The organism is Halonotius aquaticus (genome assembly GCF_003605575.1).
Lineage (GTDB): Archaea > Halobacteriota > Halobacteria > Halobacteriales > Haloferacaceae > Halonotius > Halonotius aquaticus.
The window spans coordinates 464,901-479,224 of the sequence record NZ_QKNY01000018.1 but is presented as its reverse complement, the minus strand read 5'-3'; the positions used below and the strand labels follow the sequence as shown (position 1 = coordinate 479,224).

Annotated in this window: 16 protein-coding genes; 8 read left to right on the top strand and 8 right to left on the bottom strand. The window is 61.2% G+C overall.

The annotated features are described in order from the left end of the window. Positions 1-395: 395 nt before the first annotated feature. The 3 genes from map to DM826_RS12010 are packed head-to-tail and all read left to right on the top strand — an operon-like array spanning position 396 to position 2,073. Positions 396-1,301 (top strand): type II methionyl aminopeptidase, encoded by a 906-nt coding sequence (gene map / locus DM826_RS12020; protein WP_120103661.1) that lies wholly within the window; start codon positions 396-398, stop codon positions 1,299-1,301. 56 nt (positions 1,302-1,357) lie between these two features. Beyond that, entirely contained in the window at positions 1,358-1,657 is a 300-nt protein-coding gene (locus DM826_RS12015; RefSeq protein WP_120103660.1) for an AbrB/MazE/SpoVT family DNA-binding domain-containing protein, read from the top strand. Next, positions 1,654-2,073 (top strand): PIN domain-containing protein, encoded by a 420-nt coding sequence (locus DM826_RS12010; protein ID WP_120103659.1) that lies wholly within the window; start codon positions 1,654-1,656, stop codon positions 2,071-2,073. The genes DM826_RS12015 and DM826_RS12010 overlap by 4 nt, the downstream gene beginning before the upstream one ends. A gap of 41 nt (positions 2,074-2,114) precedes the next feature. Here DM826_RS12010 and DM826_RS12005 read toward each other — a convergent pair whose 3' ends face one another. Beyond that, positions 2,115-2,528 (bottom strand): type II toxin-antitoxin system VapC family toxin, encoded by a 414-nt coding sequence (locus DM826_RS12005; protein WP_120103658.1) that lies wholly within the window; start codon positions 2,526-2,528, stop codon positions 2,115-2,117. Beyond that, positions 2,515-2,742, bottom strand: a complete 228-nt coding sequence (locus DM826_RS12000) for an antitoxin VapB family protein (RefSeq protein WP_120103657.1) — start codon at positions 2,740-2,742, stop codon at positions 2,515-2,517. The genes DM826_RS12005 and DM826_RS12000 overlap by 14 nt, the downstream gene beginning before the upstream one ends. 101 nt (positions 2,743-2,843) lie before the next feature. On the opposite strand from DM826_RS12000, the gene DM826_RS11995 reads away from it, so the two are divergent. From DM826_RS11995 to hmgB, 4 genes are all read left to right on the top strand, one after another. Next, positions 2,844-3,413: an HIT family protein gene (locus DM826_RS11995; protein ID WP_120103656.1), complete on the top strand. Its 570-nt coding sequence runs from the start codon at positions 2,844-2,846 to the stop codon at positions 3,411-3,413. A gap of 68 nt (positions 3,414-3,481) precedes the next feature. Next, entirely contained in the window at positions 3,482-4,372 is an 891-nt protein-coding gene (locus DM826_RS11990; RefSeq protein ID WP_120103655.1) for a TatD family hydrolase, read from the top strand. Positions 4,373-4,394: 22 nt separating this feature from the next. After that, positions 4,395-4,985 (top strand): DUF2150 family protein, encoded by a 591-nt coding sequence (locus tag DM826_RS11985; RefSeq protein WP_120103654.1) that lies wholly within the window; start codon positions 4,395-4,397, stop codon positions 4,983-4,985. Positions 4,986-5,056: 71 nt separating this feature from the next. Continuing rightward, on the top strand, positions 5,057-6,397 hold the full coding sequence (gene hmgB / locus DM826_RS11980; protein WP_120103653.1) for a hydroxymethylglutaryl-CoA synthase: 1,341 nt from the start codon (positions 5,057-5,059) through the stop codon (positions 6,395-6,397). Positions 6,398-6,513: 116 nt separating this feature from the next. Here hmgB and fer read toward each other — a convergent pair whose 3' ends face one another. Next, positions 6,514-6,903 carry a ferredoxin Fer gene (fer, locus tag DM826_RS11975; RefSeq protein ID WP_120103652.1) on the bottom strand — a complete coding sequence of 130 codons (390 nt, stop codon included), beginning with the start codon at positions 6,901-6,903 and terminating at the stop codon, positions 6,514-6,516. Positions 6,904-7,060: 157 nt separating this feature from the next. Between fer and DM826_RS11970 the strand changes: the two genes are divergently transcribed. Beyond that, positions 7,061-7,930 carry a CheF family chemotaxis protein gene (locus DM826_RS11970; protein WP_120103651.1) on the top strand — a complete coding sequence of 290 codons (870 nt, stop codon included), beginning with the start codon at positions 7,061-7,063 and terminating at the stop codon, positions 7,928-7,930. A gap of 53 nt (positions 7,931-7,983) precedes the next feature. Here DM826_RS11970 and DM826_RS11965 read toward each other — a convergent pair whose 3' ends face one another. The 5 genes from DM826_RS11965 to cheB form a co-directional block, all read right to left on the bottom strand. After that, entirely contained in the window at positions 7,984-8,847 is an 864-nt protein-coding gene (locus DM826_RS11965; protein WP_120103650.1) for a CheF family chemotaxis protein, read from the bottom strand. A 72-nt stretch (positions 8,848-8,919) separates the two neighbouring features. After that, on the bottom strand, positions 8,920-10,128 hold the full coding sequence (locus DM826_RS11960; RefSeq protein WP_120103649.1) for a HEAT repeat domain-containing protein: 1,209 nt from the start codon (positions 10,126-10,128) through the stop codon (positions 8,920-8,922). Between the two features lie 5 nt (positions 10,129-10,133). Then, a complete protein-coding gene (locus DM826_RS11955) occupies positions 10,134-10,946 on the bottom strand; it encodes a CheR family methyltransferase (protein ID WP_120103648.1) in 813 nt (270 codons plus the stop codon). Beyond that, positions 10,943-13,252, bottom strand: a complete 2,310-nt coding sequence (locus DM826_RS11950) for a chemotaxis protein CheA (RefSeq protein ID WP_120103647.1) — start codon at positions 13,250-13,252, stop codon at positions 10,943-10,945. Before DM826_RS11950 ends, DM826_RS11955 begins: the two co-directional genes overlap by 4 nt. Further along, positions 13,249-14,271 carry a chemotaxis-specific protein-glutamate methyltransferase CheB gene (cheB, locus tag DM826_RS11945; protein ID WP_165853315.1) on the bottom strand — a complete coding sequence of 341 codons (1,023 nt, stop codon included), beginning with the start codon at positions 14,269-14,271 and terminating at the stop codon, positions 13,249-13,251. Before cheB ends, DM826_RS11950 begins: the two co-directional genes overlap by 4 nt. Positions 14,272-14,324 lie beyond the last annotated feature (53 nt).

The window sequence follows — 14,324 nt, the reverse complement described above, 5'->3', positions numbered from 1 at the left end:
TGAGCCGGCAAACGCGGCTCCCATTGCTACTGCTGACACTATCATGACCACCACAAGCAGCATTGCCCGGATCTGGATCTTCGTTGTCGTCATCGTTTATCGACCCATGAGGCCACTGATTGCCGGTATGTGACGTGGACTGTGTACTCTCCACGCGAATGCCCGGCGGTTTCGTTTGAGCTTGCCCTTGATTCCTGTCGATTCATACTGGCGTCTCCTCGTTTCAGCGTGTTCGGATCCTGCCCGGATACCCGGGACACCGCCGTATTATTGTATTAATTGATCGATACCTACTTTGTCTTATCGGTTCTGCGACGCTACCCCCTTGACCGCCCGCGTCCGTTTCTAAACACGCCGGTCGAAACCGCTTTGCGGCCACCAGCCAACACTCATCTATGAGCATTGGTGAACTCGATGTCGACGCCGTCGAGAGCTACCGCGAGGCCGGCGCAATCCTCGTCGAGACGATGAACGAGGCTCGCGAGATGATTGAGCCCGATGTTAGCCAACTCGAAGTCGCCGAATACGCCGAAGATGCCATCCGCGAGGCTGGCGCGGGACTGGCGTTCCCGGTCAACATCTCCGTCGACGAAGCGGCCTCCCACGCGACGCCCGCCCGCGACGATGACACCGAGTTTGGCGACGAGATGGTCTGTCTCGATATCGGCGTCCACGTCGACGGCTACATCGCCGACGCCGCCGTCACCGTCGATTACACCGGCCACGACGACATGGTCGCTGCCGCCGAGGACGCACTCGAAGCCGCTGTCGGCGCGGTCGGCCCGGGCGTCGAAACCGGCACGGTCGGCGCGGCGATCGAAAACGCCATCGAGGGTCGCGGCTACACGCCTATTCTAAACCTCACGGGCCATGGCGTCGAACGCTACGACGCCCACACCGGGCCGAGCATCCCGAACCGCGCGGTCGACCGCAGCGTCGAACTGGAGGTCGGCGACGTGATCGCCATCGAGCCGTTCGCCACCGACGGCCGCGGCAAAGTCGGCGAAGGCGCGACCGAAGAGATCTACGAACAGGTCGGCGACGGCTCAGTTCGGGATCGGCGGGCCCGACAGGTCATGGATGAACTGGAGGCCTTCGACGACCTCCCGTTTGCGGCCCGCTGGCTCGACAGTTCGCGGGCGGCGATGGCCCTTCGCACGCTGAAAAACGCGGATATCATCAAGGGGTATCCCGTGCTGAAGGAAGCTGACGGCCAGCTTATTAGTCAGGCCGAACACACGATGATCGTCACCGAAGACGGCTGTGAGGTGACGACAGCGGGGATTCACGACTTCGACTGAGACCCGGCTTCGGCTGGACACAAGAGTTAGGTATGAATAGCGATAAATTATGAACTGTGAGCAAATCAGAATCGAGTGACGACTCCGAAAAAGAGATCGTCGCGGTCACGAAACACGGCCAAGCGACGATCCCTAAGCGGTTCCGCGAGAAGCTCGGGATCGACGCCCCCGGGAAGGTGCTGTTTCGGGAGGCAGACGACGGAACGATCACCGTCGAGCGCGTTCGGTCACCGAGTGAGATGCGGGGGTTCGCTGCTCGGAGTGAGGCGACGACTGACAAGCCCGCGACGCAGCTCCTCCGTGAGAAACGCGCCGAAGATCGAGCCGAACGCGACGAACTGACCGAAACCGAATGACAATCTCTGACCGTGTCGTCTTCGACGCCGAACCGTTGGTCGCACACGCCGACGACGAACCCGGAAGCGAGGTTGTCGAAGACTATCTCGACGCCGTCGCTGCTGACGATACAACGGGCTATGTCAGCTACGTCACGCTCACCGAGGTTCGGTACATCCTCTCGCAGAAATACGACCGTGGGACTGCCGACGAGTACATCGACTGGCTCACTGATCTCGGTATCGAACCGGTCGGCGTCGCCGACTGCTGGCAAGGGACTGCCGACCACGTGCTTTCGCACAATCCAGCACTCGGCGACGCCTTCGCGTTGGCGACGGCGGATCATCTGGACGCGACCCTGCTCGTCGGGGCCGACGACGATTACGATGCTGTTGACGACGTATCGATTACACGATTCAGAAATGAAGCCGGCTAGTCACGTTGGCTTTCGTTCAGATCAGTTGATCACTGATCGTTTCAAAATGTCTCCCAATCGACGATCTCCACATCGTCGATCCGCTCGAAATCGTCGACGTTGGCGGTGACAACAGGGAGTTGCTGTGTCCGGGCCGTTGCGGCGATGTAAACATCGTGGAGGTCATCGAGCGGCCGACCCTGCTGTTTGAGCGACCCGATGATCTGTGCGGCTGTCGTTGCGATCGGCCGTGAGATCGGGTGGATATCGAAGCGAGCGAGAAGTCGGGTAAGCTTGTCCTGTGCCTCCCGGTAGGCGTCGGTTCCGGGGTCGTACTGCAGTTCGACACCTAACTGGAGTTCGGTCACCGTCACCATGCTGAGCAGATGGCGACCCTGCTCGTCGAGGGTTGCGACCTTGTCGTCAACACCGCCGCGGTCGATACCGACGACAACGGAGGTATCAAGCAGTTTCATTGGTGATCCGCTCGACCGTTCCGCGGCTCAGCGATTCAATTTCATCGCTGACGCGGTCGGCCGTCTCAGCATCGAATATCTGCTGGCCCGAAACCTCAGCAAGCGTCCCACCGCTGTCGAGTTTCGCATCGATGACCTCGCTGAAACTCCGGTCGCCTTTCTCTCGTTTCAGTCGACGATACACCTCGTCGCTGATGGCGATATTTTTGCTCATACGCTACGTATGGGTACCCATACACAAAAAGATAGCTTGCGGGAGTGACCGCCAAGCGCGGCCGACGGTACCACTAACACCCCGAAGCAATAGCCTCCTGTATGGATCAGATCTTCGCCCCCTGGCGGATCGACTGGGTCGAACGCGACCCCGAGGAGAAGACGATCGACGGCTGTCCGTTCTGCGTCCTCCCCGAGCGCGACGCCGACCGCGAGAGTCGGATCGTCGCCCGCAGCGAGCGCAGTTTCGCGCTACTCAACAACTATCCCTACAATCCGGGCCATCTGATGATCATCCCGAACCGCCACATCGGCGAGTATGAAGCCCTCAGCCGCGCCGAACTACTGGATCACGCCCGGCTCAAACAGGTCGCTATCGACGCACTCCACGACGGTCTCGGCCCCGACGGCCTCAACATGGGGATGAACCTCGGCGAGGGCGCGGGTGGCTCTATCGGCGACCACCTCCACACACATATCGTCCCACGATGGGAGGGTGACACAAACTTCATGCCGGTGATCGGCGAGACGAACGTCATCGTTGAGGCTGTCGACGATACCTACGAGCGACTCCACGAGGGATTCGCTGCTCAGCCTGGAGCCATCGTCGACGGTACGGAGACAGCGGTCGCATTCGAATTTGATCTCGCGGTCGACGACGACACCGCGTAGCGATATCGCCGCAGCCCGTCGACCGCCGAGACCAGCCGATTTTTGCCCGTCGCTGCCAACCCACAGCCATGGACGACGACACGCCGGTGCTCGACAACCACATGCATCTCGATCCCGACGCCGCCCGCGGGATGGACGCCGTCGACGACTTCGTCCAGTTGGGCGGCACCCACTTGCTTGTTGTCAACAAACCCTCGTGGCATCTCGGCGTCGAATCGACCGATCCGGAAGATTTCCGCTCGGTTTTCGAGACCACCATCGACATCGTCGCCGACGCGACCGAGCGGCTGCCGGGGTGCGCGTGGCCGATCCTCGGCGTTCACCCTGGCCTGATCAGCCGGCTCATCGACGACCGTGGCTGCTCGCCGGACGAGGCCGCCGACCTGATGCAACGCGTTCTCGATATCGCGGCCGAGTACGTCGAACGGGGTGACGCACTCGCGCTGAAATCCGGGCGACCACACTACGAGGTCGATGATGCCGTCTGGGCGGCCTCCAACGACGTGATGAAACACGCTTTCGAGCTTGGGGCTGATCTCGACTGTGTCGTCCAGCTCCACACTGAGGCCAGCGAGGATCTCACCGAGATCGCCGACTGGGCCGACGACCGCGGCCTTGACCCGCTCCATGTCGTCAAACACTACGCCAGCGGTCGCCTCGCAGGCCCGACACCAAGTGTGATGTGCAAGAAAGACTGGCTGGATACCGCCGCCGAATCGGGCGACCCGTTTCTGATGGAAACCGACTACATCGACGACCCCGACCGACCGGGTGCGGTTATGGGGCCCAAAACCGTCCCCCGGCGCGTTCGGTGGCTCCGCGAGGAGGGTTACGACGATGCCATCGAGACCGCTCACGTCGAGACGCCGAATCGGGTGTACGGCATTGACACCCGCCGAACGCTCGGGGAGGCCACAGAACGGGTGGGTAGCGGCCCAAACGAGAAGAAAGGCCTTTGAGTGCGCCCGCGGAGACACATGTATGACCGACGACGACGAGCCAGCCGAGACCTTCTATTCGGAAGACCGCTGGCAGAACTGGCTGACGCGGGTCGGCGAGGAGGATCTCGATCCCGAAAGCGAGGACTTCGCCCGGCTCTACTTCAATCTCCAAAACGACACGACGATCGCGATCGCCAAGATTATCACCGCCGTCGAGGACGGCCATCTTGACGAGGAGGAAGCCCTCGACAAACTCGAGTTCATCAACGACATCGTCCTCGCCGAACCGGAGTTCGACGCCGAGAACAAGCTACTCTTACTCGACAGTGTCCAGACCAGCCTCATCCCCGTTTTCTATGCCGCCGAGGAGTACCTGATCGGTGGGGCTGTCGAGGAACAGCCGCTCGATGACAACATCACCGATGCGGTTGCTGGTGCCGCCGAGGAGGATGAGGACGCTGCCCTCGCGTACCTCGTTCAGGCCGGCACCCAGATCATCGACGGCACCGAGTTCGACGGCAGCGACATCGAGGAACTCGACTCCTGGCTCGTCTCCGAGTGGCTCAACGGGCTTGATAGCTTGCAGGACGCCTTTGCTGACCCTGAAGTCATCGAAGAAGACGACGACTGATCGGGCTGTTCTTCGACGATCGACGTCATTCGTATCGACACACCCATAAGCCACCTCGGGCAACCTCGCGTATGGAACCTGTCGGCATCGACGCGGTTGAGGTCTGGACCGGCAAGCTCAAACTCGATCTGCCGGAAACGTTCGCCCCACAGAAAGGCGAGGATCCGGACAAATACCGCAAGGGGATCGGCCTCGTCGGCTCCTCGTTCCCGGATCTCTACGAGGATATCGTCACCATGGGTGCCAACGCCGCCAAGCGACTCATGGATCGCAAGGGGCTCACCCCCGACGATATCGGCCGGATCGACGTCGCCACTGAGTCAGCCTTCGACAACTCGAAGCCGGTGTCGACGTACATCGCCGGCTGTCTCGAACAGTACTTCGACGGCGAGTTCCGCCACGCCAACAAGGGCGAACGGAAGTTCGCCTGCGTCGCCGGCACCCAATCCATCGACGACGCCTACAACTGGATTCGCGCCGGTCGCAACCGCGGGCGGGCCGCGCTGGTCATCGCCACCGACACCGCCCTCTACGCTCGTGGTGACCCCGGCGAAGCGACACAGGGTGCGGGCGCGGTCGCCATGCTCATCGACGAAGACCCCGATCTCGTCGAGATATCGAACGAGCAGGGGTACGGCAGCATGGACGAAACCGACTTTCTGAAGCCGAACCAGCAGTTCCCGTCGGTCGACGGCAAGCGGTCGATGCAAGTGTACCTCTCGCGCATGCGCGAGGCCGTCGAGGATTTTGAATCCGTTGCGTGGGATATGCATCCCGACGATTTCGCCTACGTCCCGTTCCACACCCCGTTCCCGGGGATGGTGCGAAAGGCAGCCTTGCTTGGCTACCGGCATATGAGCCGCGACACCGAGATCGAAGACGCCCTCGCCGACGAGATCGGTCGCCAGCCACGGGAGGACGACTACGCCTCACGAGAGGCCTACGAGGACGCGATCCGCGAGTATATGGATGACCTCAAAGAGACCGAGCAGTATCAAGCGTGGTACGATCGCACCATCGAGCCGACGCTCAACATCTCCCGGCAGGTCGGCAACTGGTACACCGGGTCAGTACATATCGCCCGTATTGCTGCACTCCAATATGCCGCGGAGGAAGATCGGGATCTCGCCGGTGAGAAGCTGCTGGTCGGGTCGTATGGCTCCGGCGCGCAAGCCGAAATCCACGCCGAAACCGTCCAGCCGAACTGGGAACAGGAAATCGCCCAACTCAACGTTGACGCCCAACTCCAGGCTCGATACGATCTCTCGTATTCGGAGTACGAACACGTACACGACAGCCACAACCACGAGAAGGGGGCTGTCGATATCGATGACTTCACCGAGCCGAGCGACGAGTTCGTGTTTACCGGTTGGGGCCGGATGAACGAGCGACAGTACGAGTACGTCGAGTAGCACTCACAACCGTGTTGTAATTTGCATACACAGCCGCAATAGCTGTAGCTACGTGTGGATAAAAATGGTCACACCCTCACGCGAGGATGTGTCGAGTGCTGGACACAGTCCAGCGTTCAGATGACGCGGTTCTGGAGGTAATCGAGGTGTTTGGCGTTGTAGACGATCTTCACGTCGTCGGCGTCCGGGCTACCGATGCAGGTGAGTCGGACGTTTTTCTCTTCGACTTCCTCATCCGAAAGGATCTGCTGCATGTCCATGTCGATGTCGCCCTCTTTGACGATGGCGGCACAGTTTGCACACGCACCAGCGCGACACGAGAAGGGCCAATCGTAGCCCTGGGCTTCGGCGGATTCGAGGATGTACTCGCCTTCGTTGACATCGAGTTCGCCGTAGTCCTCGCCGTCAAGCCCTGCGTCCTCGGCTTTCTCGAAGAGGTCGTCGTCGTCCATCTCCCAGCCGTGATCGTCGAGCACTTCGTAGTTGAGGTAGGTTACCGTTGGCATCACCCGACGGTTGGGTACCCACCGCATTAGACTTTGCTGTTCCCGCAGGTGCGGAATCCGCCCCCCGTCTGTGTCGGGCTCTCGGCCACATGGGAACCGGTACTGTGTCATCGACAGCGCGAAACAATGAAGAGGACTGCGGAACGAACAGTAGTATATGAGCGAGGCAGTGGTGGCGGATTTCGCCGGTCGGTTCTACACCGAGAAGATGGAGACGATGGAACCGATCACCGGCCGCGTGCTCCTCAGCCGCAAGCAGTTGGTGTTGGTCACCGACGACCAGGAGACACGCATCCCGCTGTCCTCGGTTGTCGACACCAACATCGGCTCGCCACCACAGGCGTTCAAGCAGTTTTTCAACGACACTGTCACCATCGCCTACAAGAAGGACGGCCAACAGAAGGTTGCGGTCATCGAGGGCACCGGCCAAAACGTCGAGAAGTTCAAGACCGTTTTTTTCAAGGTGATCATCGGCGGTCAAACCGTGATCGTCAAACACCCGGCCAAACGCGGTGGGCGGATCACCGACGCCAGCGACCGCAAGATGAAACTCGGCCTCAAACGCGGTCAGTTGGATCTCAAAGGTAACAACGAAACGGTGACCATCGACCTCGGCGGCGTCATCGACTTCGGCCGCGAACAGCGCGATATCGGCGGCAAGACTCGGCCAACGCTGTCGGTCGATCACTCCGAGGCTGGGACGACACTGACGACGCTGATCACGCTGCCAAACGGCCGCAAACTCAACCTGCTTGGTCGGTATGTCCGGCTCGAATACAGCGACATCATGGAGGATCTCGAAGAGATCGAGGTCGGCGAAGAGGAGGTCGAAACCCTCGTCTCGCTGTACAGTGCCGGCGGCAGCGCGGAACTTGGCATGCTTGTGACCGGCGATATCAACGAGACAAAAGCCATCGTTGACAAGCTCAAAAGCAAGGAACTCGTCGAGGACGGCGATGAAGGGCTGTCGTTGACGGCGAAAGGCCAAGTGATCGTCAACAAGAAAATCGAGTCCGTCAACGCCTGACGACGACAACGCGGCTCTGGGCTGCCGGCCTATTCTTCAGAATATCTAGGTGCTTACTGCTCGTTCATCGCCTCGCTGGCGATGTTGCGGCCACGCGAGTTGAGCGTGACCTCGTGGCGGGTTCGCACCTCATCGACGATATCGAGTTCGATGAGCTTCTCGAAGGTTTCTTCGACATTGTCGACGTCCTGGCCGATGAACGCCGGGATCTCGAACGGTGAGACTCCGGAGTACAGCGCCATCAGCACCTCTTTTTCCGAGGGTGCGAGATCGACGTTGGCCTCACTGCGGCGTTCGCCCTCCTTGAGGAACGACTGGACAAAGACACAGGTTCGTTGCGGCCCCGTGATGTGGGTCTCGACGGAGGTTTGCCCTTCGACGTGGGAGACCTGAATCACGGTTCGCTCCTCGCCACCCATTGTCCGTTGTTCGGTGTTGATCTCGCTGATCTCCTCTAATTCGAGTTCGACAAATTTCCCGCTTTGAAGCGCGGTGGCGATCGCATCTTCCTCGACTTTCAGGCGGGCTTTCTCCCAGGAAGTATCCTGGACGACACCACCCTCGACAGCCGGGTGTTTGGCCTTGACAATATTCTCATCGAGTACCGCTTTGAAAAACGCTGTCTTGAACTCCTCGTGGTCGGCGGCCGACACCAGCATGACATCCTCACCGAGTTTGAGTGCCAGATAGTTCGAGGCCGCCGCGATCGACTGACTGGCATCCTGTCGGCCCGACAAGCCGGTGATATCTGAGAGGGCGATCGTCCGCTTGCCGTCGTTGCCGGCAAGGATGAGACGGCGGTTCGACAGCAGGATCCGGCCCTGTGACCAGTCGACGCTGTTGAGCTGTCGCCCATCCTTGACCGCCATGGCGAACCGGCCTTTCGTATCCGCGATCTTGTACTCACCCTCACTCATAGGAACTCACCGCCCCACATGGGGTGTCGATCGATACATGTTGTTGTACTGTCTCGCCCCTCTGTAATATCACTATCGACCTTTGAGTTTTGAAATGGCCGAGAATGCCCGCTTGCGAACCTGTTTACTATCATCCTCAGTAAGATTTTCGACCACATCGCGGGATCGCTCGCCGCCAACCTTCCCGAGAATGAACACGCCCTGTGCACGGGCGTCGTCTGGGGCATCACTTTCGACCAGCTCCAGCAATTCGTCTTCAACCAACTCCCCGCCCATCTCCGCGAGGCTGGTCGCCGCAAACTGGGCGGTTTGGGTGTCATCGCTTTCCAGCGCATCGACGAGTACGTCGACGGTTTTCCGGTTTGGTTCGTCGACGACCCGCCCGAGGAACCACGCGGCATTACGGCGTTGGCGTTGCTGACTGCTCTCTTCGAGGATCTCGACGATCGGTTCGACAGTTGCGTCGTCGGCATCCTGGAGTTCGGTGACGATCCGCTCGCGGATCGAGTGGCTCTTTTGGGTATCAACGTTCGACAGCAACTCGATAATCGAGTAGATCGCCGCGCTTCGCACCCCTTCGTCGGGGTCGTTCAACGCCGCCGCCAGCGGCTCGACCACGTCGGCGGTGCCGGCCTCCCCCAGCGCTGAGGCCGCAATTCGCCGGATCGCCGTGTTGTCGGCGTCCATCATGTTTTTCAGCGCGCCAAGAGCCTGGTCGGTGCCGATCGCCGACAGCGCGATCGCCGCCTCATGACGCACCTGGCCGTTGGGATCGGAGAGCCGATCGATCAACGCCGGCACCGCTGAGGGATGGTTGATCTCGCCGAGGGCCATACAGACCCGCTGTCTGACACGCGGATCCTCATCCGAGAGCGCGCTCTTCAGCGAGTTGATGCCGGATTCGTCGCCGAGCTTGCCGAGCGCGGAGGCTGCCGCCATCCGCAACTCGGGGATGTTTGAGGAGAGCGCCTTGGCGAACCGCTTGGCGACCGCCCAGTCCGCACCCTCGTCGATCTTTTCGCCAGTGATCTCGACCAGCAGCTGTTCGACAGCCTCCGCGCCGATCTCATCGAGGCCGTCGACGGCGGCGGCCTTGACTGCGCTAGACTCGTCGGTGACCGCAACCGAGACGAGCGTCTCGATGGCATCCATATCCTCTTTGGTGGCGATCTCGCCGAGGAGCTCGCAGGCGCGTTTCCGCACCGCTGGGCTGTCGCTTTCCAGCAGCATCTCTTCGAGCCCGTCGACATCACCGGATCGTGCGAGATCGTACAACGACATTGGCACTAGGGTGTGTACTGATAGATGCGGCAGCGCTTGTTGACCGGCTCGAACTCATCCCGCAACTCCTGTGGGATGGTTTCGGTCATCCCGATGACGAGATAGCTGCCATCCTGCATCGAGTCGGTCAGGGTGTTGAAGATCGGGATCTTGAACTCGCTGTCGATGTAGATCAAGAGGTTCCGACAGAAGACCAGATCACAGTTTCGTCGTGGCCCATCTTGGATCAGGTCATGGCGTTCGAACTGGATCGAATCACGGATCTCCGGTTTGACGGTGAACGTGTTGTCCTCGACATTGACGTATTTCTCCGGATCGTCAAGCAGGCTGAGCTCCTCGCCGATATCGGTCGTCCGGGTTGTCTCGTAGGTACCCGCCCGGGCGTTTTCGAGCGCCTCGTCGCTGATGTCGGTGCCGACGATGGTGAGCCGGCTGTCGTCGATCTTTCGGTCATCACGGGACAGCATCGACACCGAGTACGGTTCTCGGCCGTCGGCACACGGCGCGCTCCAGACTCGCACCCGGCGATGTTCGTCGGTCAGATCGCGCAACACCGGCCGGAGGGCCTCCCACATCTCTTGGTTGCGGAAGAAGTTGGTGACGTTGATCGTCAGCGAGTCCATCAACGCCTCCTTCTCGCGGCTGTCCGACTGCAGTATCTCAAGGTAGTCGTCATACTCCTCGACCTCTTGGCGTCGCATCCGAGCGGTGATCCGCCGGTCGAGATAGTCCGGGTTGTAGTACTCCGGCTCGAACTCGACCTCATCCTGAATATGCCGGATCACCCGGCCAAAGCCTTCGTCTTCGAACTGTCTCATAGTGTCACCACATCGAGGACAGCAACCACATCACCATCACCCAGCACGGCCGTCCCGCTGAGCCCGGGGATCCCGCTGAGGACGCCCTCAAGCGGTTTGACGACGACCTCCTCTTGATCGATCACCTTGTCACAATGCAGGGCGACTTTGCGGTGTTCTTCCCGAATCCGCAACAGCATCCCGTCGCCGTTGACGCTGCTCGGTTCGTCGAGGGCCTCGCTGAGCCGGAGGATCGGATAGATCTCGTCGTCGTGGTTGATGATCTCGTCGCCTTTGGTCGTCCGGATATCGTCCGCACGGGTGACCTCGGCGATATTTTTCACGGGAATGCCGTACTCGGTGCCGCCGACCTCGACGAACATCACTTTCACGATCGCCACGGTCACCGGCAGCCGGAGGGTGACGGTCGTTCCCTCGCCGAGTTCGCTTTCGACGTTGACCGTCCCATCCAGCTGTTTGACGGTGTTGTGGACGACATCCATCCCGACGCCGCGGCCGCTCACGTCGGTGACCTCCTCGGCCGTCGAGAAGCCCGGATGGAAGACGAGATCATAGATCTCTGATTCCTCCATCCGTTCGAGTTCGCTTTCGGTTTTGACGCCTTTCTCGATGGCTTTCTCCTTGAGCATCTCCGGATCGAGCCCCGCGCCGTCGTCTGAAACCTCGATGTTGACGTGATCGCGGTCGCGGGTCGCCGTCAGCGAGACGTTGCCGGTCGGATCTTTGCCCTTCTTTTCGCGTTCCTCCGGTGGCTCGACCCCGTGGTCGACGGCGTTGCGCAGCACGTGGATCAGGGGATCGCGGATCTCGGTGAGGATGGTGCGGTCGAGCTCGATGTCCTCGCCGGTGACGGTGAAGTTCACCTGTTTGCCCGTCTCGCGGGCCACATCCCGCACCAGCCGCGGGAAGGTGTCGACGATCTTCGACAGCGGGATCAGCCGCATGTCCATCGCCGTATCCTGGAGGTTGCCGGTGATCTTATCGAGTTCGTCGAGATTGTCGGAGTCGATGCCCTCTCGCTCCATCTCCCGCCGCAGCTTGATCCGACTCGTCACAAGCTGTTCGACGAGATTGTAGAGTTCGTCGAGTTGGTTGACATCGACTCGCACCGACTGGATGTCGGCGTCGTCGGAACCGGAACTGCCCGGCCCGGAGCGACCGCCCGAATCGGGGGTGGATCGTCCACCCCCGCTGTCGTCGCTGCTGTCACTGCTGTCGTCGGTCTTGCTGTCAGCATCGCTGCTGGTGTCGTCGCGTTCGGCGGTGTCGCTCTCGTCGTCGGCTGCTGTCTCAGGGTCTGCGTCGGCGTCGCCCGATTCTGCAGTCGGCTCACTCTCGGCGTCGCCTGCTCCGCCGGCTGATTCGACCGCCTCGGCGACAGTCATCGGATCATCAACGTTCGGCGTCACCGGGCTGACGGAGGCAAACTCTACCTTGCCCAACTCGCCGAGAATCCCTTCGATCTCGCTGGCCGAGATGTCGACAACGAAGACGTCAAAGGTCTCATCGAAGTCGCCGTCCTCAATCGTATCCTGGGCCGGATCGGTGCCGAGCCGGTCGTAGGCGTCCTCGATCTCCTGCATGATGAAGATCGCCTCGACGCCCGGCATCTCGGTGTCGCCGAGGCCGATCTCCGCCCGGTAGACCGCCTCGCTTGTCTCCAACTCGGCGTCGGCGATCTCGTCTGGGAGGTCGTCGATGCCGATCGTTTCGGTCTCGTCGCCACCGGTATCAGCCGTCGGTTGCTCGGCCGCCTCGGTGGCTGTTTCGTCGGCGGTGTCGTCACCGTCGTCGTCAACTGTCTCCGCGGCCGTGTCATCGGCTGGTTCCGCGGTCGTGTCGTCGCTGGCCGCGTCGTCGGGTTCATCGGCTGTGTCGTCGGGTGCCGTCGTCCCGCTCTCACCCCCGCCGTCTCCGTCGCTGACGCTGCCGGTCTCCATCTTCTCTCTGAGATCGGCTTCGACGCCGCTGGCGTCGATATCCGTCTCGCCGTCCTCGGCGATATCACTGACCATCGCATCGAGATAGTCGACGGAGTCGAAGAGCAGATCCATCAGCTCGATATCGACATCGATATTGCCCTCTCGGACTTCATCGAGCAGATCTTCCATCTCGTGGGCCAGTTCACTGACCGACTCATACCCCATCGCTGAGGCATTTCCTTTCAGCGTGTGCGCGATCCGGAAGATCGAGTCCATCGCCTCGTCGTCGTCGGGGTCGGACTCCAGATCCAGCAGCGCGTTGTTAAGCTCGGTGATACCTTCCTCGCTTTCAGCCACGAAGGCCTTGCGGTGTGCGTCACTCATTGTACCAGCTCCCTGATTGTTGTCGCAATGTCATCGATATGGCAAACCTCATCGATACAGCCCGCCTCGATCGCGCGTTTCGGCATCCCGTAGATCACACAGCTCTCCTCGTTTTGGGCGATCGTCGTCGCGCCAGCCCGCTGCATCGCACAGATGCCCTCGGCGCCATCCGAGCCCATCCCAGTGAGGATGACCCCGGTGAGCGGATCGTCGATCTGTGCGGCGACCGATGTCATCGTCTCGTCGACGGCGGGTCGCACCGAGTGGCCGCGATCCTCCTCGATCAACTCGACGCGGATCCGCCCGTTGCTGTAGCCTGTGATCCCGAGATGGCTCCCGCCGCGGGCGACGACAGCCTCGCCGGCACCGATCCGCGCGCCATCGGTTGCTTCTCGGACGGTGTACCGAGAGGCGTTATCGAGGCGGTCGGCGAACCGCTCGGTGAACGCCTCCGGCATGTGTTGGACGATAATCACCCGACAGTCGCCGCCCGGCAACTCGCTCATCACCTGTTCGACGGCGTCGGGGCCGCCGGTTGAGGAGCCGATGACGACGGTGCGTTGGTCGTCGAAGGCCTCGATCCCCGTGGTCGCCGCGCCGCCAGCACCCGGACTCGCCGGCTGGCGCTGGGTCTCAGCGGCCTGCCGGCTGGCCTGTGTGAGGTCGGCGTCGGCGACCGATCGCAGCGTCGCCACGAGTTGGTCGGCGTGTTGGGAGACGCCCATCGACACCTCGCCGCCGGGTTTCGAGAAGAAATCCACCGCGCCCTTTTCGAGGGCCTCGAAAGTGACCTCCGCGCCGTCCTCGGTGTGGGCACTCAGCATGAGCACCGGTGTCGGGTGCTCGTCCATGATACGCTCGACGGCCTCGATGCCGTTCATTCGGGGCATCTCCAGATCCATCGTCACCGCATCCGGATCCTCCTCGGCGATGACCTCAATGGCCTCAACGCCGTCTTTGGCCTCGCCGACAACGGGTACCCCGGCCTCATCGAGGAGGTCGGAGATCAGTCCACGCATAAACCGGGAGTCGTCGACGACGACCGTCCGTGGCTTACGCACCGCTGTCACCT